Here is a 23,508-nt window from a genome sequence, read left to right as displayed (position 1 = left end):
GAAGGTCGGGCTGGTGGCCTTCGACACATGACGAAAACGGGGTCCGCGGTCGGAAGACCACGGACCCCATTCAGCCGCGCGTGGGCCGCGGCCTCACTTCCCCGAGACGCTGACCTTCAGCGCCTTGGTCTCCGCCTGGCCCTTCGAGTTCACGAGCACGCCGACGTACTGGTACACGCCGCGCTGCAGACCCGAGATGTCGACCGAAGCGGTCTGCGGGTTCGGGCTCGACGGGGTGAGCGCCTGCGTCGACACGAGCACGCCGTTCTCGTAGAGCTTGAACAACGAGCCGTTCTCACCCTTCTTCAGCGTCATCTTCACCGTGAAGGCGCCGTCCTTCGGCCCCCCGCTCGCCGACAGCTTCGCAGTGGCCGGAGCGGTGACGGCGCCGTCGTCATCGGAGACCTCGGGGAGCGTCACCGCCGCCGATGCCTCGGAACGCGAGCCCTCTCCGACGGCATTGACCGCCGCGACCTCGTACGCGTGGGTGCTCGCGAGCGCGAGCCCCCCGACGGCGCACTCGGTCACGGTCGCCGCGACCTCGCAGACCGGTACGGTGCCACCGACCTCGTACACGCGGTAGCCGGTGAGCGCGCTGCCGCCCGCATCGGCCGGAGCCGACCAGTGCACGGCGATCGACGTCGACGACGCCTTCTCCGCGGTCGGGGCATCCGGTGCCGTCGGCGCCGTCGCCGTGAACGGGGTCACGGAGATCCAGTCCAGGTTCGGCGCCAGCTGCGATCGGAGGAGCACATCGGGGAACGTGTCCGAGATGTACGTCTCGCCGTCGAAGTTCGGCAGCTCGCTCGACGAGACCACGATGGTGTTCGATCCCGCCTCGAGCTCGACCGGAACGGTGAGCTCCCAGAAGTTGTTCTGGTGGAACGAGTGCGGGAACCACACTCGCGTCGGCTCCCCGTTGATGCTGACGTCGGCGTGACGGGCGAGCGGGTCGGGGTTGTAGTGCGATGCCGGCGACTGCTCCTCGTTCGAGTAGCGGAACGTCAGCGCGTATGTCCCGTCGCGCGCGACCTCGACGTCGTCGAAGGTGAGGGTGTTCCCGTTTCCGGGCTCACCGCCGACGCCCGTGACCGCCGAACCACCGGAGGCCAGCGACAGCGGGCTCACCTGCGCGGTGCCGGCGAGCGCGCCGTCCTCTGCTTCGTAGCGCTGCGTCGCGAGCACCTCGTTCGACGAGCCGACCCGCACCCGGTCGACGAGCGCGGTTCCCTGCAGGCCCGTGAGCACGACCTTGTTGACGCCGCCCGAGAGGAATACGGGTACGTCAGCAGACGCCGAGACTTCCGTCACGTCGACGCCGTTGACCGAGAGCGATGCCGTGCCGCCCTCGAGCGTCTGCACCGCGAGCGTGGCCGGAGCGTCGTCGCGGGCGTACACCCAGAACGTCGCCGAGTCACCCTCGTCGAGCGCCACAGCACCCGATCCGGATGCCCCGTCGTGGTCGTAGCTCGGCTGGGTGCCGCGCAGCTCGGCGTGCTCGGCTTCGTAGATCGATGCCGCATCGGGGTTGGCGAGCGAGAGGTCGATCTTGTCGACGATCGCGTCGCCCTTCGTCACCGTGGCACCGTCGAGGCTCTGCGCCGCGAGGCTGATGGTGTGGGTGCCGGCGCTCAGCTCGACCGTGGTGTCGGTGTGATCCCAGACCACCCACTTGTACCCGAGCGTGAGGAACAGCTCCTGCTCGGCACCGCCGTCGACCCTGAGGAACACGTTCGTCGGCCCCTGCTCGGCCGCGGCCGGGTAGGTGTTGAGCGAGCTCGCGAACACCGAGAGGTCGTACGTGCCGTCCTGCGGGACCGTCACCTCGAAGTCGAGGACCGTGTCGGAACCGGTCCGCAGGCCGCCGACGTTGTACTGGCCCGAGGTGAAGAACTTGCTCACGTCGGACGGCGTGCCCTCGGGACCGTTCCTCGTGTAGCCCGAACCGCTGTGCGCGGCGTCCTCGGCCTCGTACGTGGAGGCCCAGAGCTTGGGCGCGACCGACGGTGACGTCGAGTGGCCGCCTGGCGTCAGGATGATCTCGTACGCCGAGCTCTCCGTCAACTGCGGCAAGGCGCCGCCTCCGAAGCCGAAGTCGACCACGCCGGACTCGACCGGGAGGTCGGCCTCGGCGATCACCTCGGGCTCAGCGGAGTCGCCGAGCTGACCCGTCCACGGGATCTCCCTGATGAGCGCGTGCACGGTCGACCCGAAGACGCCCTCGGGCACGTTCGCCACGGCGAGCGAGGCGTCGCCCGCTGCGCCACCGATGATGACGCGGCTCTGCCGCTTCTCCTCATCGAGCGTGGCGACGCCCTGCAGGGTGTAGCTCGTGTTCGGCGAGGGCGGGGTCACCGCGACCGTGTGACCCGACATCTGCGCGTAGGCGTTGAGCAGCCACCACTGGCCGTTGCCGCGGTTGGCCTCGACGGCGGAGTCGCTCAGGTTGCCGTCGATGTTCCAGTAGGCGATGTCGGCGTCGATCTTCGACTCCTCGATGGCCGAGATCCACTGGATCATCTGGCCCGGCACCGAGGTGTGGTAGTTGAACGCGTACTCGTTGACGTTGATCGGCAGTTCCGTGCCCTCGAAGGCGGTGCCGGCGAAGACCTCGGTCTCCCAGGCGCGGTACTTCACGACGCTCGAGCGCACCTGTGCCGGATTGCTGAGCTCATGCCAGGTGATGACCTCGGGCACGGTGTTCTCGGCGACGGTGTGCTGCAGGAATCCCTTCACCTGCGAGTAGAGGATGCTCGTGTTGGGCCCGGCGATGCGCGCGGTCGGCAGCTTGCCCTTGATGAGCCGGTACGCGTCGTCCCACGCGGCGAAGAAGTCCGCGGGGTTGTTCAGCCAGCTGACGCGGTTGTAACTCCACGTGCCGGTACCGAACATGTTGCCCTCTGGCTCGTTGAACGGCACGAAGACGATGTTGTCCTGGTACTCGACCGGCAGCTCGAGCACCTGGTCGACCTGCTTCGCGAGCTTCTCCGAGTAGATCGAGAGCTTCTCGGCGGGCGTGGAGCCCGCCCACTCGTACGGGAATCCGCGGTGGATGTCGGTCATGTAGATGTACACGTCGCCATCGGTCGCATCGGCGAGCGGTTTCACGATCTCGAGCGCGTCGGCGCCCGGATGCTGCGGCCCGTCCTGCGCCTTCGTCGAGACGGTGCGCAGGTCGATGCCCTCGAGCAGGTTGTCGGAGGGGATGTCCTCTCCGTAGACGCCGTAGAGCGTGCCGGATGCGCCGCCGTGGAACGCCCCGGTGTCGCTCCCGAGGTCGACGGTGATCTCGTCCGGGACGAAGACGGTGACCGTGGCGGTCACGTCCTGCCCGACGGCGACGCCGTTCACGTCGAAGGTTCCGCGCTGGGCGTACGACGCGGGGTCGACGGCGTCCCAGACGACCGGAGCCGGACGGTCGTAGCCGTCGCTGTAGTGGGCGAGCGCGGTCGCGGGAAGCACCGGCGCGGTGCCGACCGCGGTGCGGACGTCGAGGGTGTCGTCGGCGATGCCGGTGGCACTGGGCGGTGTCTCCACGAGCCCCGCGACCTGCTCGGGCGAGAGTGCGATGTCGTAGACCGCGAAGTCGTCGACCGCGCCGGCGAAGTAGGGGTCGGGGTAGAAGGAACGGCCGATGTAGCCCGCGCGCGTCGTCGACGTGAGCAGGCTCGACGCCGTGATGGTGGTCGGCACGGATCCGACCGCGACGCCGTCGAGGTAGCTCGTCAGGAGGTCGGCGGTGGTGTCGAGCGTGACCGTGAGGGTCTTCCACTCGCCGCCGGGGAGCGCGGCCGATCCCGTCACGATGTTCTCGGCAGCGCCGCCGCCGTTCGTCGTGATCGCGGAACGCAGCAGGCCGTCGCCGTTGCGCGGGGTGCTGAACAGGTAGCGCGCCGTGTTGTCGCCGAGTGCGTACATCCACTGCCAGGCGGTGTTCGACGAGGTCCAGTTCACGCGCGTCGAGACGGTGAGGTCGGTGCGGCCCTGGAGGATCGACGCGGGCAGGTCGACATAGGCGACCGCGGCGTTGGATGCGCCGCCCGGCAGGCCGAGGGCCTGCGTGCCGTCGGCGCCCTCGACCGAGGTCGCGGTCGCCGGGTTCACGAGCGTCGCGTTGCGGTCGTTGCCCGAGCTGTCGGCGACCACACTGCTTCCGGCGGCATCGTCGAATGCGTAGTGCACCACCTCGTGGCCATCGGGGATGTCGGATGCCGCGGCCATCGCCGGTGCTGCACCGAGTGCAACGCCCGAGCCGATGAGCGCGATCGTCACCCCCATTCCCATGCCCGCGCGCCGCATGGCGCTTCGTCGACTGGAAGGGTTCATGGTCTGCCTCCTCGCATCCCGTAGGTTCCGCTCGACACCAACGATGTCGAACCGGTTCGATCGCTGAATCTAGCCTGCCGCGCGTGATGCGGTCAAGGGTGTTGCGGGTGATTAACTGCGGCTTGATCTGGGTTTTTCCGCGCGCGATGCACGCCGTGCAGCCGCGATCCTCGAGGGATCGCGGCCGCCCGCACCGATCGCCGCTGCTACGTTCCTCCAGCCAGATCGCTCGCCAGCTCCGACCTCGACGACGATCGCTCCGACGCCTGCCCCGCGAGCAGCAGGTACGCGCTCGCCGTCCAGGTGTAGGCCCGGTCGCGGAGTCCGGCGCCGGTGAGCGCGTCGAAGTTCTCGGCGAAGCCGCTGCGCTCGCACAGGCGGCGGAAACGCTCGCTGACGTCGTCGGCCAGGTCGTCGTAGCCGGCAGCCCGCAGGCCCGCCTCGACGATGATGGTCGACGGCGCCCAGATCGGCCCGCGCCAGTAGCCGTCGGCGTCGTACCGCGGGGAGCTCGGAAGCTCGGTCGCTGGACCGAAGGCGGTGAGGTGCGCCGCGACCTTCTCGACGAGCCGTGCCGTCACGTCGTCTGGCAGCCGATGAGCAGCGAGCAGCGGCAGCGCCGTAAGCAGGCTCGACGCGCTGCCCGCTCTCCGGCCGACGACGGACCGTGCGGTGAACCGCTCGCCGTCCCACAGCTCGGTCATCAGCGCACCGAGGAGCAGCTCGCTTTCGCGACGCCATCCGGCTGCGGCATCCGGGGCCACCTCGTCGGCGAGCTCGGCGAGCTCGTCGAGCTGCAGCACCAGGAACGCCGCGAGATCGGGTGACTCGACGACCCGATCGAGATCGAACACCGTCGAGTTGTCCCATCCGCTGTCATTGCCGTGCTCGTAGAACGGAAGGGTTGCACCCGGGGCACGACGATGATCGAGCCAGTACCGCGTCCAGGCCGCGAGCCGCCCGTAGACCTCGCGGAGCACATCGGGGGGCACCGCACCGGGAAGGCGTCGCCGCAACTGCCCCCACATCCATCCGTGGATGGGCGGCTTGACGAAGTTGTACAGCACCTCGGAGTGGGTGACCGAATCCGGCAGCGCCCCGGTCGCGACCTGATGATCGAACACCACGAGGAACTGGTCGATCGCGAGCTCGGGATGCGACGGCGCGAGCGCGAGGGCGTTGAAGCAGTGATCCCAGCTCCACACCTTGTCCATCCAGTGCTTCGACATCAGCACGGTCTCGCGGGTGACGAACCCGAGCGGATGCACCGTTGCCGACCAGATCACGTACGCCGCCAGCAGGGCGCCGGAGTGATCGTCGGGCCGAGGCGCAACGCCGTCGGCGAACGCGATGAACTCCAATGCCCGCGCAGTGACCAGCTCATCGAACGACTCGGTCGATCGCAACGGAGCCGGCTCCGAGCTCACCTCCTCGATCGCGATCTCCCACTCGCCACCGTCGCCGCCGACCTCGACCGCCCGCTCCCCTGCGCCCAGGCGCTCGGAGCCGATCACCGAGAACGCACCGGCGAGGGCGGTGACCCGGTAGCGGCGTCCGGTCTCGTACGAGGTGAAGACTGCGGCACCGTCGTGCGGTGCGGTGAAGAGGAACGTGCCGGTGAACGGCGTCAGGCCGTCCGAGGCATCCGCAAGGCGCAAGCCGAGGCCCGTGCCGCGTACCCGGACGGTGCCGACGTCGGCGAAGGCGGCGGCGAACTCACCGGCGCCGCCGACCCAGCGGAGCCGTTCGGGCGCTGCGGACTCGGTCGTCTCGACCGGTGCCCCACCCGCCAGCGGCTGGAAGGAGAGCACGGGGTGCATGCCGGTCTGGTGCGAGACGAGGTGGATGAGTTCGGCGGAGCGGTGCAGCCCGACCACGCGCGAGACCGACAGCCAGGAGCCGCGCATGCTGAACGGCACCTCGTCGAGGGAGAACTCGAGGGTCGCCATCAGTCCTTCACCGCCCCTGCCGTGACGCCGGCCGCGACGTAGCGCTGGGCGACGACGAGCAGTACCGCGGCCGGAACCGACGCGACGACCGCGGTGGCCATGATGGCGTTCCAGTCCTGCGTGTTGTTGCCGATGTACTTGTAGATGCCCATCGTGATCGGCTGGAACTCACCGCCCCGGTTGAGCGTGGACGCGAAGATGAAGTCCGACCACGCCCAGAGGAAGGTGAAGAGCGACACCGTGACGACGGAGTTGCGACTGATGGGCATGACGATCGACTGGAAGGTTCGCCACGGGCCGGCGCCGTCGATCTTCGCGGCCGACATCAGCTCTTCGGGGATCCCGGCCATGAACGCGGTGAAGATGAGCACGCCGAACGGCACGGCGAGCGTGGAGTCGGCGAGGATCAGGCCGGGGACGGTGTCGAGGATGCCCCAGTTGTGGAAGATGAGGTAGAACCCCATCGCCATGATGATGCCGGGGATCATCTGGGCGATGAGGAGCACGAAGTTCAGCGCCGTGCCGCCGCGCGGGCGGAGCTTCGCGAGCGCGAAGGCGGCGGGCGCCGAGAGCAGGAGCGTCACGGCGACCGTTCCGAGCCCGATGACGAGACTCGTGCCGAGGTAGGGCAGCTGCTCGCTGAGCACCCGCGTGTACCCGTCGAAGGTCGGGTTCACCGGGAAGAGGTTCGGCGGGTCCTTCCGCAGCTCGGTCGGCTGCGTCAGTGACACGTTGATCATCCAGTAGAGCGGGAAGAGCATCAGCGCGGTGAGGATCACGCCGATCACGGTGTTCCCGAGCTTCTTCGCCGAGGTCATGCGCGCTCCGATCGACGCTGGGTGCGGATGTAGATGAGGCCGAAGACGAACGCGAGCACGATGAGCAGGTTGCCCACGGCCGCCGCAGGGCTGAGCTCGGGCGATCCGCCGCCGAAGCCGAGCTGGTACGACCAGATCGCGAACGTGGTCGACGAGGTGCCGGGCCCGCCGCGCGTCATGATCCAGATGATGTCGAAGACCTTCAGCGTGTAGACGAGGCCGAGCAGGATGGTGATCGCCGACACCGGCCGCAGCAGCGGCAGGGTGATGCGCCAGAACGTCTGCCAGCCGTTGGCGCCGTCGAGCGACGCCGCCTCGTAGACCTCCCCCGGGATGTTCTGCAGCCCGCTGTAGAGGATGACGAGGTTGAAGGGGATGCCGATCCAGATGTTCGCGATGAGCACCGACACCATCGCCCACTGCGGGGAGGTCAGCCAGTTCACCTGGGTGAGGCCGATGGCCTCGAGGCCGGCGTTGACGATGCCCGACTCGCTGTTGAGCATCCACGCCCAGATCGATGCGGAGACGAGCAGGGGAAGCAGCCACGGCACCAGGAAGAGCGCTCGGAGGGTCGCAGCGAGGGGGAATCGCTTGAAGAAGAACACCGCGAGCGCGAGGCCGATCGCGAATTGGAACACGATCGACACGACCGTGAACACCGCGGTGTTGATCAGCGCCGGCGTGAACGTCGAGCTCTGGATGACCTCGACGTAGTTGTCGAACCAGACGAACGGCGCCGTTCCGTCGATGAACGAACGCAGCGTGTAGTCGCGGAAGCTCAGGTCGAGGTTGCGGTAGAGCGGGTAGGCGTAGAACACGGCGAGGTAGACGACGACGGGCGCGATGAACGCCCACGCCGTCAACTGCGCCCTCAGGCGTTGCCGATTGCGAAGCGGGCGAGCAGGGAGCGGACGGGCGGGCGAGGCGGCGCGAACGATCTGCGCCGCCTCCCCCGTTTCGCCGCGCACCGTCACCGTGGAGGTGGTGTGCGTCGCGGTCATGTGACGTTCTCCCATCGAGGGGCGGTGCGGGTGTTCCTACGGGCTACTTCGCGAGCTTCTCGGCTGCCGTCGCCTGCGCTTCGGCGAGTGCGTCCGCCGGAGACGACGCACCGCTCAGCGCGTTCTGCACTGCGGTGTAGAGCTGCTCCGAGATCACGCCGTACGAGATGCCGAGGTTGTCGGCCGTGCGAGGCTTCGCGTCGCCCACTGCGCCGGCCCAGAACTCGAGCGTCGGGTCGGCCTCGAGCTGGGCTGCCTGGCCGTCGGCCGTCGGCGCGACGTAGCCGAGCGCAGTCGCACCGGTGTCGCCGCTGCTCAGGCATTCCACGATCTTCGCGGATGTCTCGTAGCGGGCGGTGTCCTTCTGCACCGGGATCGTGATGAACTCGCCGCCGGTCGGAGCCGGGGCGACACCACCGTCGATGCCGGGGATCTGGATGGACTCGTAGCCGGCCTCGTCGGCGGCGGACTTGAACCAGGAGCCGTTCTCGGCGAATCCGTACTCACCGGTGAGGAACTCGTCCCAGCTGGTGCCCTGCGTGTTCGAGATGACGGAGTTCGGGGCGAGGCCCGCGTTCACCCAGTCGGTCCACAGCTGCAGCGCGCTCTCCGCCTCAGCGGAGTCGAGCGCCGTGAGGTCGGCGCCGGCTCCCCAGAACCAGGGCAGGAACTGGAACGTGCCCTCTTCGGTGCCGACGGCAGAGAAGGTGATGCCCTTCTTCCCGGCTGCGACGATCTGCTCGAGCGCCGTGGTGAGCGACGCGTAGTCGGTCACCGATGCGATGTCGACGCCGGCGGCCTCGAGCACCTCGGGGTTGTAGTAGAGGCCGAGGGTGTTCGCGCCGACCGGCACGCCGTAGACCTTCCCGTCGATCTCGCCGGCACTGAGGATGTTCTCCTCGATGCTCGAGACGTCGAAGCCGTTGTCGTCGGTCGTCGTCAGCAGGCCGGCGTCGGCGAGCGTCGCGACCTTGGGGTTGTCGACCATGGCGATGTCGGGCAGGTTTCCGGCCGCCGTGGTGAGGTCCTTCACGGTGTCGCCGGTGTTGCCGCTGTTTCGCTTGATCGTGATGTCGAGGTCGGCGGCGCAGGCGTCGATGGCCTTGGCCCAGGTCGACTCGGCGTCGCGGTCGGGGTACGGGTCCCAGAGCGTGTACTCGTCGGACGCGGCTGCCGTGCCGTCGCCCGACGTCGAGCATCCGGTGAGCGCAGCGGCTGCGACGCCGAGGGTGATGATGGCGGCGCCGAGCACGCGGGCCTTCTGCAGTGTTGCCACGATATTCCTCCTTGAATGATGCGGTGGTGATTCTTGGTGCTGTCGAACCGGTTCGACGTTCGAGCCGACGGATGCCGCCGACGTGCGAACGACGGGTCAGCGGGTACTGCCTCGATCCGTCAGTTCGGGTGCGATGAACCGGACCACGGGCGCACCGGCGCTGTGGGGGTCCTGCATTCGTTGCACGAGTGCCTGGACCGCTGCGCGGCCCAGCTTGTCGGGCGACGTCTCGATCGCCGTGTACGGCAGCGAGAACAGTCGACCGAAGTCTTCGGAGAAGATCCCGACGACCGAGAGGTCGTCGGGAACCCGCACGCCGCGGGCGTTCAGCACGGGCGGGAGCCCGGCGATCATGGCGTCGTTGTGCACGATGATCGCGGTTGCGGTGGGCCGCTGATCGAGGATCGCGTTCAGCGCCTCGGTGATGGCCGGCTGCTCCGTCTCGCCGTTGTGCGGATAGATGCGCAGCCCGTATCGCGCCGCGCGCTCGAGCGCGGCCTCGCGGAAGCGCCACGCGTAGGCGCCGCCTCGGGTGGCGACGTGCTCGTGCGGGGAGATCAGCACGATCTCGCGATGACCCAGGTCGTGCAGGTGATCGACGAGCATGCGTGCGGCCTCACCGAAGTCGAGGTCGAAGACATCGAGGCCCTCGGTGTCTTTCGGGAGGCCCACGAGCGCCCCGGGCTGGCGCGCGGCGCGAAGCGGGGGGATGCGCTCGTCTTCATGGGCCACGTTGAGGAGCACCACCCCGTCGACCATGTCGGAGTCGGTGATGCGGCGCAACGCCCGTGGACCGTCGTCTTCGGTGACCATGAGGATGTCGTAGCCCGCTTCTCGGGCGGCATCGGAGATCGGCAGCACGTACTGCAGCATGGCGGGCGAGAACTCGTCTCGGAAGAACTGCACGAAGAGCCCGATGACCATGGTCTGCGAGGTCGCCAGCGCTCGCGCCCCAGCGTTCGGGGTGAAGCCGAGCTGATCGATCGCGGACTCGATGCGCTCGCGCGTCTCACTCGAGATCGTGCGCTTGCCCGACAGGGCGTACGAGACGGTGCTGCGGGAGACCCCCGCCGCCTTGGCCACATCGCCGATCGTCGCCACACTCGTTCCGTTCTTCTTCGAACCGATTCGATGATTCTCATCGGATTTCGGCTGATTCGCCGCCATATCGTGTCGTCGAACTCGAGAATAGTGCTTCGAGTCGTCGAACGAGTGCCTTGAATCCGCCTGGACAAGACGTTACGGTAGTCGAACCGGTTCGACAATACAAGTCCCCGGGAACACCTGACCTGATTCGCACGATCGATGAGGACCCACAACGCCGTGAACAGCCCCGCCTCCGCCCAGCTCACCTCCGTGCCGACCACGATCGGCGGGCCGATCGCCCCCTCTCGAGGAGCGTTGCGCCCGCTCGGCCTCGGCGACGTGACGATCACGGGCGGCCTCTGGGGCCGAATGCAGGCCCTGAATGCAGACGTCATCATCGACCACTGCCTCGGTTGGATGGATCGCATCGGGTGGGTCGCGAACTTCGATCGCGTGGCCGGCACCGCTCGGGGCGAGCACTCCGGTATCGAGTTCGTCGATTCCGAGGTCTACAAGCTCCTCGAGGCCATGGCCTGGGAGCTCGGGCGGCGACCGGATGCCGCTCTGGAGGCGCGTTACCGGGCCATCGTGTCCCGGGTCGGCGCGGCGCAAGACGACGACGGGTACCTGCACACGAGCTTCGGCCATGCCGGGCAACGCGCCCGCTACAGCGACCTCGAATGGGGGCACGAGCTGTACTGCCACGGGCATCTCATCCAGGCCGCCGTCGCCCGGCTCCGCACCGGACACGACGATGAGCTGCCAGCAATCGCTCGCCGACTCGCCGACCACTTGTATGCCGAGTTCGGTCCCGATGGCCGGGCGGCGGTGTGCGGGCATCCGGAGATCGAGGTCGCCCTCGCCGAGTTCGCCCGCGCCACCGGCGAACGACGGTACCTCGAACTCGCGCGACTGTTCGTCGAACGTCGAGGCCACGGCACGCTGGGCACGACCCTGTTCCAAGGGCACGAGTACTTCCAGGACGACCTTCCGGTTCGCGATGCCGAGGTGCTTCGGGGGCATGCGGTGCGGGCCCTCTATCTCTCCGCCGGCGCCGTCGACATCGCGGTCGAGACGGGCGACGACGAATTGCTCGACGCCGTCGAATCGCAGTACCTGCGCACCATCGCTCGCCGCAGTTACCTCACCGGGGGCGTCGGCGCCCACCACCAGAACGAGGAGTTCGGCGACGACTTCGAATTGCCGTCGGACCGCGCCTATGCCGAGACCTGTGCCGCCATCGCGTCGGTCATGTTGAGCTGGCGACTGCTCGTCCAGACGGGCGACGCCCGCTATGCCGATCAGATGGAGCGAACGCTGCTGAACGCGGTGCTCGTCTCGCCGCGCGCCGACGGCCGAGCGTTCTACTACGCCAACACGCTGCACCGGCGTGCGGCCGGTGCGGCGACCACCGACGACGAACTCAGCGAGCGGGCCGAGGCGAGCATGCGTGCGCCCTGGTTCGAAGTGTCGTGCTGCCCCACGAACATCGCCCGCACGCTGGCATCCGTCGGCGGCTACTTCGCCACGACCGACGGCAGCGGGGTGCAGTTGCACCAATACGGCTCGTACGCCGTCGACACGACACTCGATGACGGCGAGCGCGTCGCGCTCAGCGTCGAGAGCGACTACCCGAACGACGGGGCGGTGCGGGTCACCGTCGTCGACGCGCCCGCCCGCCCGCTGCCCATCACGGTGCGGGTTCCCCTCTGGGCTCGCGGCCGGGCCGAGGTCGTCCTCGCCGGCGTGAACGGAGGTGCGAGCGAGACGATCACGGCGAATGACGCCGTCTTCACGGTCGAGCGGGTGTTCTCGACCGGCGACGTGATCGAGCTCCGTCTGCCGATGGAGCCGCGCTTCATCCACGCTCACCCGCGCATCGACGCCGTACGCGGCCAGGCCGCTGTGGAGCGCGGCCCGCTCGTGCTCGCCCTCGAAGATGTCGACCTGCCCGACGGCATCGACGTCGAGCACGTGGAGCTCGACGCCGCCTTCGGACTCGTCGACGACGTCGACGGCGCGATCATCGGCCTCCGCCACCGCTCGACCTCGGACGACGAGTGGCCGTACGCGACGACGATCGACGAGCTCGGCGAGCGCTTCACGGCGAAGATCCGGCCCTACAAGGACTGGGCGAACCGCGGCCCGTCGACCATGCGGGTCTGGATGCCGGTGGCGGTCGAGTGAGCGTCGCGTGCGCCGAGGGTTGACAGCCGAGGAGCATCGCGAAACATTGGTCAGCGGGGATGCCGTCGCTGCCCTGTCCCCGTTCGAGCTGCACGTCGGCGCGGCATCCGCCGCCGCTCATTCGAAGGAGCAGATCATGGGAGTCATCGTCGCCGACCTCTTCATCACCCTCGACGGGGTGTATCAGGGGCCCGGTAGCCCCCGAGAAGACACGTCCGGCGGGTTCGAACTCGGCGGCTGGCAGGGCGCGTACCTCGACGAGGAGACGGGCACGTCGATCGGCGAAGGCATCGATCGCCTGCAGGCACTGCTGCTCGGGCGCAAGACGTACGACATCTTCGCCGACTACTGGCCGCGGGTGAGCGACGATGAGCCGATTGCGGCGAAGTTCAACGCGGTGCCGAAGTTCGTCGCCTCGCGCACGCTGACCGACCCGAGCTGGGCCGGAACGACGGTCGTGTCGGATGTCGCGACCGAGGTCGCCGCGATCCGCGACCGCTTCGACGAGATCCACGTCATCGGCAGCGGCGACCTGGTGCGCAGCCTGCTCGCGGCGAATCTCGTCGACCGGCTGAACCTGTGGGTGTATCCGATCACGCTCGGCAGCGGAAAGCGGCTCTGGAGCGACGGCTTGGTGCCGTCGGCCTTCACGCTCGCGGAGCCCCCGACGGTCTCGCCGAAGGGTGCGATCCACCTCGTGTACGCGCCGGCCGGCGAGCCGATCACCGGCGTCGACATGGCCGCCGAGGGCCTCGAGGCATGAACGACGAGCCGGTCGGCGAGCGCGAAGCGGGGCGTCGTCGGCTCGACGAGATGGCGCCCGAACTTCTCGCGCGTCCGGGTGTCGCGATCGGCAGGATGTTCGGTTCCGACGGCGTCTCGGTGCGCGGCAAGCTGTTCGCCTTCGTCGCGAACAGCGGCGGCCTGGTGGTGAAGCTGCCTGCCGAGCGAATCGAGGCTCTCGAACTCGACAACATGGTGATGCGCGGCCGGCCGATGCGCGAGTGGGCGGTCGTGCGGTTCGGCGACGGCGCCGACCGCTGGCACGCGATCGTCGACGAAGCCTACATATTCGTCGACTCGATCACGCCGTAGCGGGCTCGGGCGATTGCAGCCCGAGTGCAGTTCGCGACGCTCACTCGCGGAGCATCGCCCGCAGTGTCTGGATGGTGTCGGCGTCGCCGGGCGCCTTGTCGTCGCGGTAGCGCTTGACCCGTGCGAACCGCAGCGCGACGCCGCCCGGGTACCGGGTCGAGCGTTGCACTCCGTCGATCGCGATCTCGACGACGATGCTCGGCTCGACCCACACGGTGTTCGCGGTGCGCCGCGTCTCGATCTCTGGAAACCGCTCGGTCTGCCATCGCAGCAGCTCGTCGGTGAGCCCCTTGAACGTCTTGCCGACCATGACGAAGTCGCCGGGCTCGCCGAACTCGCCCTTCGGGTCGAGCGCGCCGAGATGCAGGTTCGACAGCCAGCCCGTGCGCCGCCCCGAACCCCACTCGCACGCGAGCACGACGAGGTCGTAGGTGTGCACGGGCTTCACCTTGACCCAGCTCGACCCGCGACGGCCGGCCGCGTACGGCGAACCGATCGCCTTGACCACGACGCCCTCTTGGCCCGCCGCCAGCGCCTCGCGCGACACCCGCTCGGCGACGTCGGCGTCGGCGGTCACCTCGCCCGGGATGCGATGACCCGGTGCGATGCGCTCGAGTTCGCCGAGCCGAGTCGAGAGGGGCTCGTCGAGCAGGTCGCGCCCGTCGACGTGCAGCACGTCGAAGAACCACGGATGCAGCAGGGTCTCACGCGCGGCGTCGGCGCCGAACCTCGACATCGTCTCTTGGAACGGCCGGGGCACGCCGTCTTCGTCGAGTGAGAGCGTCTCGCCGTCGAGGATCACGTCGCGCACGGGAAGCCCCCGCACCACGTCGACCACTTCGGGCAGACGATGCGTCACATCGGCGAGGTTGCGGGTGAAGACCCGCACCTCGTCACCGGAACGATGCACCTGGATGCGCGCCCCGTCGAGCTTGTACTCGACGGAGGCCTCGCCGGTGGTCTCGAGGGCGGCCGCCGCGCTCGACGCGGTGGCCGCCAGCATCGGCTGCACCGGTCGGCCCACGACGAGGCCGACGGCGGCGAGTTCGGCCTCGGTGCCGGTGAGCGCGAGCCGTGCGGTCTCGCCGAGGTCGCCCGAGAGCATGGCGGCTCGACGCACGACCTCACCAGGGCGGTCTGACGCCCGCGCGACGGCGTCGGCGAGCACGCCCTCGAGCGCGCCGGTGCGCATCTCGCCGAGCAGCGCACGACCGATGAACCCCTGCTCCCGCGTGGTCGCGCGGCCGATCAGCTCGCTCAGCTCACGGGCGCGTTCGCCCGAGGACCCGGCACCGGATGCCGCGGCCAGTCGTTCGAGCGCGGCGTCGAGTTCGCCGACGGTGATGCTGGGCTCGTCTGCCGGCGCCGCAGTCGCAGCCGCTACGCCGCGCCATCCGACGCCGACCCGGCCCTGCCGGGGCTTGCCGACGAGCAGGCCGACGGCAGGAGCGATCTCGTCGGGTTCGAGTCGGCGCAGCACATCGGCGAGCGCGTCGACCTTCGCGAGGCGCGAACGGGTCGACGCGACGGTGTCGGCGGTCAGCGCGAGTTCATCGAGCAGCACGGGCTCAGTCTCGCACCGGCCGCCGACATGCCGCGAGCACCGAACGGCGCCACCGCCGGGGGGCGCGGTTCGGCGCACTCAGTCCGCTGCTGCGACCGCCACCGCCGCGGCATCATCGTCGTCGAGGTGCCGGCGCCGGAGGACAGAGCTCTCTTTCCAGAGCAGGTACGCGCCCGTCCAGACGAGCATGCCGGCGATGAGGCAGAGGCACGGGAACAGCACGATGAAGTCGAGTGCCGTGCCGATCGGCGGGGCGCCGGGCATCGCACTGCGCAACGCAGGGAAGGAGAGCAGGGTCGCCGACAGCCAGATGACATTCGAGAACTCGAGCTTGCGCCGAAGAATGGCGCTGCCGATGATGACCACCGCCATCAGGGTGGTCAGCAGGATCGCGAGCACGTAGAAGAGCACGAGTGTCACGGTGAGCGCATCGCGACTTCCGTCGATGGTGACCGGGTAGAGGGTGCGGTCCCCTTCGTTCGACGCCTCGCCCCGATGTGCGGCCAGCACCCACGGTCGCGCCGAGTTCGAGATCTGCAGTTCGAACGGCACGGCTCGGCCGGTCTCGTCGTTCTGCACGCTGAGGCTGAAGTTCGCGAACGGCTGGTCGAACGGATAGTCGCTGTCGCCGCGATCGAGGCTGAGGGTGAGCGCCGTCGGATCCACGATCGACTCCCCGGGGAACGTGACCACGGAGGTGGTCACTCCGCCGCTGTTGACCTCGATGCGGAGGCTCTCGGCGATCTCACCCGCCTTGTCGCCGACCAGGTCGGCGTGCGGGATGGGCTGCACGTTCGCGAGTATCACCCGATTGGTGAGGTCGACGTCCTGGGTCGAGATGCGCAGGGTCAGGTAGTCGGCGCTCGTCGGCTCGTTGTCACCGTCGATCTTGACGTCGGTGCTGCTCTGCAGCACGCCCGACAGCGCGACGACGACGTAGTAGACCACGAGCACGATCAGCACGACGCCGAGGATGATCGGCGCCGGATTGCGGCGACGGCGGGTCTCGGTTCGGTCGAGGTTCGTCATGATGCACTCCGTCTGGATTCGGTTGCGGTCGTCGATGGTCGTGAAGCGGAACGGCGGCGCTCGGCCTCTGCCGCGGTCGCTGCGAGAGCGAGCAGCAGCATCGCCAGCAGCGGCAGGAACGCGCCGGGGAAGGTCGTGATGTCGAACGTCGTGAGCGACGCCGCCCAGCTGTCGGTGTCTCGGTTGCGGGCGACATCCGTCGAGATCGTGACCGCGTTGCCCTGACCGGTGAGGGATGAGGCCGCTTCGATCTGCTGGGTCGCGATATCGGGTGCGTTGAGCGGGTCGGCGAAGAGACGGATGTCGACCCGCGCCGTTGCTCCCGGGTCGAGCGTGAACGTGCACGAGAACGACCGGGTGTCGACGACGCACGGTTCTGCGATCGGCTCGCCGTCGATGAGCACGCCGACGGCCCGGTAGATCATGCCCTGACCCACTCGGCCCGTGAGCGTGATCGTGACGGCTTCTTCAGAGGCGTTCGGCCCGATCGTGCCTCGCATGGTCGACGCCGTGCCGGGAGCGATGCGTACCGACGCGAAGCCGAGATCCATCGGCAGCGCGGTCGTGTCGATGGGCGCCGGCGCGGGCTCGGGCGACGGCGACGGCGTCGAAGGCATGACGGGCGCGGGCGTTGGCGCCGGCGCTGTCGGGCGGGCCGGACTGGGCAGTCGAGGGGCGGACGGCGGTGCAGCAGGAGCGGGAGCAGGCGGCGGATTCGGTGCCGGCGGCTGCGGCGGCTGGGGCGGCACCACCGCGACAACCGGGCCGACCGCCGCACAGGTCGCGCCGCACGGCGTCGGGTCTGTCGCGCCCCCACCGGGCTCGGCACTCGCGACCGTGACGGTTGCTGCGTCGGGAGACGTCACCGCGACGACGATCTCGAGCGCCGCACTCCCTGCCGCAGGTGTCGACGGGGCATTCCAGGTGCTCGAGCCGATGTCGAACTCCGCAGGTGCCGACACGACCGCCAGGTTCGCGGGGAGCGCGACGAGTGCGGTCGGCGCGCTCGCTGGATCGGGACCTGCATTGGCGAGGGTGAGCGTGAGCGTCACGTTGCCGCCGAGCGGTGGAGCGAGGGTCGATGCGGCCACCGTCGCCGTGAGGTCGGCGATGTTCCGGATGCGAAGGCTGTAGGTGTTGTCTGCCGGGTCGGGATCGGTCATCACCGGGTCGGAGATCGCGAGTTGGAACACCGTGGTGCCGTTCGCCACTCCCGATGCCGGACTGCTCATTCCGACCGGCGTCTGCGTGGCGACGGTCTGCCCGGCGCCCATCTCGAGCGGCTGCGAGTTGGTGCAGACGAGCAGCGTCGACGACTGCACCGCGCAGGAGCCGACGACTCCGATGCTGGAGTGCACGAATGGGATCGTCGTCCCGACGGGTGTGGTGAAGGTCGCCCCGTTCGACGCGATCGAGGTGAAGGAGGTGCCGGCGCTGGCGAAGCATCCGCCGGCATCGCACGGAAACGCCTGCACTCGGTCCTGCTGCTGACCGAAGGTGGTCAGCTCATTCGCATCGGGTGTTCCCCAGCCCCAATCGCCGGAGACGACCGCGAAGGCGGGTGCGGGCGCGGCGATTCCGAGTGTCGCGAGCAGCGCGACTCCGAGAAGGAGGCGCATGAATGCTGCCCAACGACGGCTGGGGCTCTTCGGATCGGATGGACTGGTGCTGCTCGGAACGTCGCGTGAGCGCTGCAGTGCAGTCACACGACCCCCCGTGATCCGTTGCCAAGCTGTGGTGCCCCCGCGGTTCAGACCCCTATCGAACGGCGGGCACGCCGGTCTGTCGTTCCGAATCTACCGGCTCGGCGTCGGGATTCCCGCGAGCCTCCTCGTCATTCGTGGCTCGCGCTGCCGCATCGTCGAGGAATGCCGCGACGGTCGAGGAGAACGCCTGGGCGTCGTCGAGCCACGGGAAGTGCGCGGCGCCCGGCTGTACCGAGACTTCGGCGCCCGGCAGCATGCCCGCGTACTCGACGACCATCGGCAACGGTGAGTTGAGGTCGAGCGCGCCCGCGACGAACAGCACGGGCACCGCGAGTTCGGCGAGCCCGGCCCGCGTGCCCTCGGGATCGAATGCGCCGTCGGCGCCGAACACGGCCGCCGCCTCGTCGTTGCGACGACGGTCGCCGGCGTCGCGATGGGCTTGCGCCGCGGCATCCCACCGGCCGTAGGAGAAGGGGTCGATCGCCGACCAGATGTCGTCGGTCGCCTCGCCCGCGACGATCAACTGCAGTGCGGCGAACGACGTGTCGAACCACGGCTCGTCGGCGCGAAGCCGAGCGGCGTCGAGACGCGTCTCGGCGGTGACGGTCAGGCCCACGGCCGAGGCGCTCGGCGTCACGAGCACGAGTCGCTCGACGCGACTCGGATACCTCGTGGCGTACGCGACGGCGACGTTGGTGCCCGCGGAGTGGGCGAGCACGTCGAACTGCTCGAGCTCGAGGTGTTCGCGCAGGGCTTCGATGTCGTCGACGAGTCGATCGCAGCGATACGTCGAGAGGTCGGACGGGAGGCCCGAGCTGCCCGTGCCCCGCGGGTCGAGCATCGCCAGTTGGCGCTCGCCTGCGAGCCCGCCCAGATCGCCGAGGTATACCGAATCCTGCATCGGCCCGCCCGGCACGCAGACGAGCGGCGGCCCTTGCTCTCCGTGCAGGTGGTACGCGAGTTCGGTTCCGTCAAACGCAGCGAAGGTAGGCATCAGGGTCGATCATGTCAGCTCCGGCAGCGGAACCTCGGCGGTTCTCCACAGGCCGATCTGCTGCCGCACGGCCCGGCCCTGTTCCTCTACGCCCTCTCGCAGTAGACGCGATCCCCCATGACCCTCAGGCGGCGTAGGCGGCGAGGAACACCCGGGTGACGTGTGCGGCGTGCCGTCGGAGCGCCGCCGGCTCGGGAATCGCACCGTCGCCGAGCAGCATCGCCTCGTTCATCGGCGCGCCCATCACGAGCCAGTTGAACGTCGTCGCCGCCTCGAGGGGACGGTCGGCGGCGAGGAGCCCCCGCTCGGTCAACGACGTCATGACCTTCGCGAGCGAGCGGATGGCGCGATCGGGGCCGTTCTCGTAGAGGGCGCGGGCGAGTTCGGGGAACCGGCCGACCTCGCCGATCACGAGGCGCCGCAACTGCAGCAGTCGCGGGGTCATCACCACGGTGAGCTCGTCGACCGCGTAGCGCTCGAGGTAGCCCGCGACATCGCCGTCGGCGGCGGGTTCGCCGTCGAGGTCGTGCAGTCCGTCGCCGGCGCCGCTCGTCATCGACGAGACGAGCTCGACGAAGAGCGCCTCCTTGCTGCCGAAGTGCGCGTACACCGTCTGCTTCGACACCTGCGAGAGCTCGGCGAGCTCGTCCATGCTCGTGCCGAGGTATCCGTGGCGCAGAAACAGCTCCTCGGCCGCGGCGAGCATGGCGAGGTGCTTGCGCTCCGAGCGCGTGGGCTGCTTGGACTCGTTCACGACGACCATGCGTGCCTCCTCTTGACGATCAGTACTAGACAGTCTAGTTTGAAGAAATCAAACTGGTCAGTCCATTTTGAGGAAGGGAACCCAACCATGTCCGAGTTCGTGACCACCACCGCCGGTGACCGTGTCGCCTTCGACCGCCGGGGTGAGGGACCCGCGCTGATCTTCGTCGCCGGCGCCGGTCCCTGGCGCGAGATCGATCCCGACACGACTCGCACGGCTGAACTGCTCGCCGAGCGCGGCGCGACGACGATCGTGTACGACCGAGTCGGTCGCGGCGAGAGCACGGCAGACGGCGTGATCACGCTCGAGCGCGAGCTCGCGGCGATCGAGGCGCTGATCGACGCCGCCGGCGGTCGCGCCGTGCTCTGCGGTCACTCCTCTGGCTGCTCCATCTCATTGCGCGCCGTTGTGGCGGGCCTCCCCGTCGCGGGCCTCGCGCTCTGGGAGGCCCCGCTCGCACCGCCGAACAGCGGCGCGCGCGAGTGGGCCGACGAGGTGAACCGCCTCATCGACGCCGGCGAGTTCGGCGCCGCGCTCGATGAGTACATGACGGACATGCCGCCCGAGATCCTCGAGATCGTCCGGAGCATCCCGGCGATGATCGAGCAGGCTCCGAGCCTCCGCCCCGACGGTGAATCGCTTGCCTGGGCTGAGTCCGCACCGCACGCCGACCTCTTCGGCGGCATCCGCGTGCCGGTGCTCGCGATGGTCGGCGAAGCGACCTACGACATCATGACGCCCGCCGCCGAGTCGATCGCCGCCGACATCCCCGGCGCCCGCTGGAAGGCCATGCCCGGCAGCGAGCACGGCTGGGAGCCCGAGGCGATGGCCGCTGAGCTGGCGGCACTCGTCGATTCGACGCGATGAGCGCCCCGAGTCGGCCACCGACGACGAACGCCCGGCCGGTCTCCCCGGTCGGGCGTTCGTCGGTCGACGAGCGGATGTCGCGGGCCCCGCGACATCCGCTCGGATGCTAGCCCAGTGAGGCCGAGCCGCTCGACAGCCTGCGACGGCGGATCGCGAGCGCGGTCACGAGTGCGCCGAGCGCGAGCAGCACACCGGCGGCCCACAGCGCAGCGGATGCCTCGGCGCCCGTGCTCGCCAGGTCAGCACCGGTTCCGGCGCCGGCCGTAGCAGCCGCGTTCACCCGCACCGATGCCCAGCCGAGCAGCGAACCATCGGCCGCCTGCACGACGAGGCGGTGCTCCTCCGTGGTCGTGCCGGCCGGCACGACCGTCGTGAAGTCGCCGCTCGCATTCGCCGTCGCCGCGCCGAGCAGCGTCGGGTCGGAGTGGAGCCACGCCCACACCTTCGCGCCGTCATGCGCTTCGCCGAGTCCGACGGTGAACGGCACCCCGATCGTGACGTTCGACGGCACGGTCACGCCGCCGCGGGTCGCCTCGGTCAGCTCGGACGGGTCGATCGGCTCCGGCGTGGCACCGGGCTCACCGGTTCCGGGGCCCTCGGGGTCGACGGGCGGCGTGACGCCCGCCTCGGTGACCCACTTGCGGCCATCGTCCTTCTTCGTGACGGTGAACTCGTCGTAGACGGCGCCGACCGGCAGTTCGGTCGTCGCGTCGGGCTGCTTCTCGGCGAGGTACGAACGGTAGACGAGCGCGTCGGCCGTCACGTCGATGACCTGGTACGTCGTGACGCCGGCACCGCGCAGCACCTGCGTCGCGTTGTTGTTCGTCCACACGTTCTTCTCGTCGGTCTCGAGTTCGTAGTGCTTGGCACCCGAGTTGGAGACGATGTAGACCGGGCCGTCGGTGATGCCGGGCGTCTCGGTGCGGTCGTCGTTGTTGTAGCCACGTGCGTAGGTGTGGTCGTGGCCCATCATGACGAGGTCGATGTTGTGCTTCTCGAAGATCGGCACCCAGTACTGGCGCAGCACCGGCTCGTTGCGACCCTCAGACGCGGAGTAGACCGGCTGGTGGAACGTCACGACGTTCCACTTCGACGGGCTCGCCTCGAGCACGTAGTCGAGCCACGCGGCCTGGAACTGCGTCCACAGCTCGCCGACCTTCGCCGACGGGCAGTCGGTGCCGATGCAACCGGGCAGGGCGTCGGGCGTCAGGAACGTCGTGTCGCGCGTCGCGTTCAGGGTGATGAAGCGCATGTCCTGGTAGTCGGTGAAGTACACCGTCTCGGCCGCGAACCGGGTCCAGTGCTCGAAGTACGCGGCGTACTGCTTCGCGACATCCGTGTCGCCGACGGCGAGGTCGGCGAGGTCGCCCGTGGTCGCGGTCGTCGGGTTGTTGTGCGGGTACTCGAAGTTGGCCTTCCACGACTTCAGCAGCTTGTCGCCCGAGTACTCGTGGTTGCCGGGGGCGGCCATGACGTTGGTCGTCGCGGCCGAGGTCTCCATGCCCTTGAACCAGTTGAGCCACTCGGTCTCGTTGCTGCCCGTGTTGATCAGGTCGCCGGCGTGCACCGAGCCGATCGAGTCGGGTGCGGTCGCCTCGGCCTGCTGCACGACCGAGGGCCAGGTGGAGTCGAGGCCGATCTGCGCGTCGCCGTAGTAGAGGAACTGGAAGTCGGTGTCGTTCGGGTCGGCGGTCGTGAACTCGTGCCACTCGCTCCACGCGCCTTCGAGACCGACACGGTATTCGTACGCCGTCGCCGGGGTCAGCGCGTCGGCGGTCGCCGAGAAGTGCTGCTTCGGGTTGCCGTTGACGAGACCGGCCGAGTAGGCGTCGACGGTGCGGATGTCGCTGCCGCCCGCCGTGCGGAGCTGCACCTGCCCCGACTCGTGCGAGACGTCGCCCGCGAGCCACGAGAACGACTGCGAGGTCGTCGGCGTCTCGGTCGGCGTGAGGATCACGCGGGTCGGCGGAGTCGGCACGACCACGCCCGGGTCGGACTTCGGCGTGAGCCGGATCGACGGCACGTCGAGGAAGATGTCGGAGCTCGTCTCGCGGTCCTGGTAGAGCGCGATGGCCACGGTGTTGCTGCCGTCGACGAGCACGTCGCCCGCGACCTCGAAGTGACCGGGGGCCGGGTCGGACGAGCCTGATCCGGCGTACTGCACGTTGCTCGTCTCGGTGACGCGCTCGGCGTCGAACCCGGCGACGCGTTCGCCGTTGATCCAGACGACGGCGCCGTCGTCGTAGAGCAGGTCTCCGACGATCGATCCGACCTCGTCGGAGACGCCGGCCGCGAGTTCGAAGCTCGCGCGGAAGAAGAAGGTCGGCACGTTGGGTGCCGACGTGCCGTTGAGGTACTGGTTCAGCAGCGTCTTCGGGGTCTGCGGACCGACGGGAGCGAGCTTGCCGCCCTTCGCGCCGAAGCTGCCCTGCGCCGACTTCCAGGTGCTGTCGTCGAAGCCGGGCGTGGTCCAGACGCGCAGCGGCTCGGCGCCGCGCGACGGGTCGGTGCCGTCGTCGAGGTACTTCCAGGTGGTCGATCCGGTGCTGATCACCGGGTCGGTCGGAACGTCGGGGGCGGCGAGCGCCGGAACCGGCGCCGCGATCACACCGGCGATGAGTGCGAGGAGCGCAGCGGAGACCGCGCCTCGCCTCCCCCAGCGTGTCGCGTTGTTCGTCGTGGTCATGTGCTTCCTTCGTCGCAGGGGTGGGGCGGGCACGCTCGCGCGCGGCCTGCACCGGCCGGTACGACGGGTGCAGGCCTCGCGATGTGGCCTCACGCCATGCAATCGGGGTCGGATGTCTCGGGGCTGGCCGCGAGGCATCCGCGAGGTGAACCCGTCGCTGC

At 69.1% G+C, this 23,508-nt stretch carries 16 protein-coding genes; 4 read left to right on the top strand and 12 right to left on the bottom strand.

Translation table 11 applies throughout. From position 1 onward, the window contains the following. Positions 1-93: 93 nt before the first annotated feature. From AC6CH0_RS09235 to AC6CH0_RS09210, 6 genes are all read right to left on the bottom strand, one after another. Positions 94-4,326, bottom strand: a complete 4,233-nt coding sequence (locus AC6CH0_RS09235; RefSeq protein WP_498099963.1) for a LamG-like jellyroll fold domain-containing protein — start codon at positions 4,324-4,326, stop codon at positions 94-96. A gap of 206 nt (positions 4,327-4,532) precedes the next feature. After that, positions 4,533-6,275, bottom strand: coding sequence for an amylo-alpha-1,6-glucosidase (locus AC6CH0_RS09230; protein ID WP_498099961.1), 1,743 nt, complete (start codon positions 6,273-6,275; stop codon positions 4,533-4,535). Next, the gene (locus tag AC6CH0_RS09225; protein ID WP_498099959.1) at positions 6,275-7,093 is read right to left on the bottom strand and encodes a carbohydrate ABC transporter permease; all 819 of its coding nucleotides are present in this window, start codon (positions 7,091-7,093) and stop codon (positions 6,275-6,277) included. Before AC6CH0_RS09225 ends, AC6CH0_RS09230 begins: the two co-directional genes overlap by 1 nt. Next, entirely contained in the window at positions 7,090-8,094 is a 1,005-nt protein-coding gene (locus AC6CH0_RS09220; RefSeq protein WP_498099957.1) for a carbohydrate ABC transporter permease, read from the bottom strand. Before AC6CH0_RS09220 ends, AC6CH0_RS09225 begins: the two co-directional genes overlap by 4 nt. 43 nt (positions 8,095-8,137) lie before the next feature. Then, entirely contained in the window at positions 8,138-9,370 is a 1,233-nt protein-coding gene (locus AC6CH0_RS09215) for a sugar ABC transporter substrate-binding protein (protein WP_498099955.1), read from the bottom strand. 96 nt (positions 9,371-9,466) lie between these two features. After that, positions 9,467-10,471 (bottom strand): LacI family DNA-binding transcriptional regulator, encoded by a 1,005-nt coding sequence (locus AC6CH0_RS09210; protein ID WP_498099953.1) that lies wholly within the window; start codon positions 10,469-10,471, stop codon positions 9,467-9,469. A gap of 204 nt (positions 10,472-10,675) precedes the next feature. Between AC6CH0_RS09210 and AC6CH0_RS09205 the strand changes: the two genes are divergently transcribed. The 3 genes from AC6CH0_RS09205 to AC6CH0_RS09195 all read left to right on the top strand — a co-directional run bounded on the left by AC6CH0_RS09205 (position 10,676) and on the right by AC6CH0_RS09195 (position 13,738). Next, positions 10,676-12,643 (top strand): glycoside hydrolase family 127 protein, encoded by a 1,968-nt coding sequence (locus tag AC6CH0_RS09205; protein ID WP_498099952.1) that lies wholly within the window; start codon positions 10,676-10,678, stop codon positions 12,641-12,643. A gap of 136 nt (positions 12,644-12,779) precedes the next feature. After that, positions 12,780-13,406: a dihydrofolate reductase family protein gene (locus AC6CH0_RS09200; RefSeq protein ID WP_498099951.1), complete on the top strand. Its 627-nt coding sequence runs from the start codon at positions 12,780-12,782 to the stop codon at positions 13,404-13,406. Beyond that, complete coding sequence (locus AC6CH0_RS09195; protein WP_498099949.1) at positions 13,403-13,738, top strand: hypothetical protein; 336 nt, start codon at positions 13,403-13,405, stop codon at positions 13,736-13,738. The genes AC6CH0_RS09200 and AC6CH0_RS09195 overlap by 4 nt, the downstream gene beginning before the upstream one ends. A 40-nt stretch (positions 13,739-13,778) precedes the next feature. Here the strand turns inward: AC6CH0_RS09195 and AC6CH0_RS09190 are convergent, their stop codons facing one another. The 5 genes from AC6CH0_RS09190 to AC6CH0_RS09170 form a co-directional block, all read right to left on the bottom strand. Further along, a complete protein-coding gene (locus AC6CH0_RS09190; protein WP_498099947.1) occupies positions 13,779-15,302 on the bottom strand; it encodes an ATP-dependent DNA ligase in 1,524 nt (507 codons plus the stop codon). A 78-nt stretch (positions 15,303-15,380) separates the two neighbouring features. After that, positions 15,381-16,331 carry a DUF4436 family protein gene (locus AC6CH0_RS09185; RefSeq protein ID WP_498099945.1) on the bottom strand — a complete coding sequence of 317 codons (951 nt, stop codon included), beginning with the start codon at positions 16,329-16,331 and terminating at the stop codon, positions 15,381-15,383. Then, positions 16,328-17,950: a hypothetical protein gene (locus tag AC6CH0_RS09180; RefSeq protein ID WP_498099943.1), complete on the bottom strand. Its 1,623-nt coding sequence runs from the start codon at positions 17,948-17,950 to the stop codon at positions 16,328-16,330. The genes AC6CH0_RS09185 and AC6CH0_RS09180 overlap by 4 nt, the downstream gene beginning before the upstream one ends. Before the next feature lie 139 nt (positions 17,951-18,089). Beyond that, positions 18,090-19,031, bottom strand: coding sequence for an alpha/beta fold hydrolase (locus tag AC6CH0_RS09175; RefSeq protein WP_498099941.1), 942 nt, complete (start codon positions 19,029-19,031; stop codon positions 18,090-18,092). 124 nt (positions 19,032-19,155) lie between these two features. Continuing rightward, entirely contained in the window at positions 19,156-19,794 is a 639-nt protein-coding gene (locus tag AC6CH0_RS09170) for a TetR/AcrR family transcriptional regulator (RefSeq protein WP_498099939.1), read from the bottom strand. Between the two features lie 87 nt (positions 19,795-19,881). Between AC6CH0_RS09170 and AC6CH0_RS09165 the strand changes: the two genes are divergently transcribed. Beyond that, a complete protein-coding gene (locus tag AC6CH0_RS09165) occupies positions 19,882-20,661 on the top strand; it encodes an alpha/beta fold hydrolase (protein ID WP_498099937.1) in 780 nt (259 codons plus the stop codon). Positions 20,662-20,767: 106 nt separating this feature from the next. Here the strand turns inward: AC6CH0_RS09165 and AC6CH0_RS09160 are convergent, their stop codons facing one another. Next, complete coding sequence (locus AC6CH0_RS09160) at positions 20,768-23,347, bottom strand: purple acid phosphatase family protein (protein WP_498099935.1); 2,580 nt, start codon at positions 23,345-23,347, stop codon at positions 20,768-20,770. Positions 23,348-23,508 lie beyond the last annotated feature (161 nt).

The sequence above is a fragment of the Agromyces sp. GQ35 genome (assembly GCF_059758475.1).
Note: the sequence above shows the minus strand (reverse complement) of the source record. Positions and strands in the feature narration are given on the sequence as shown.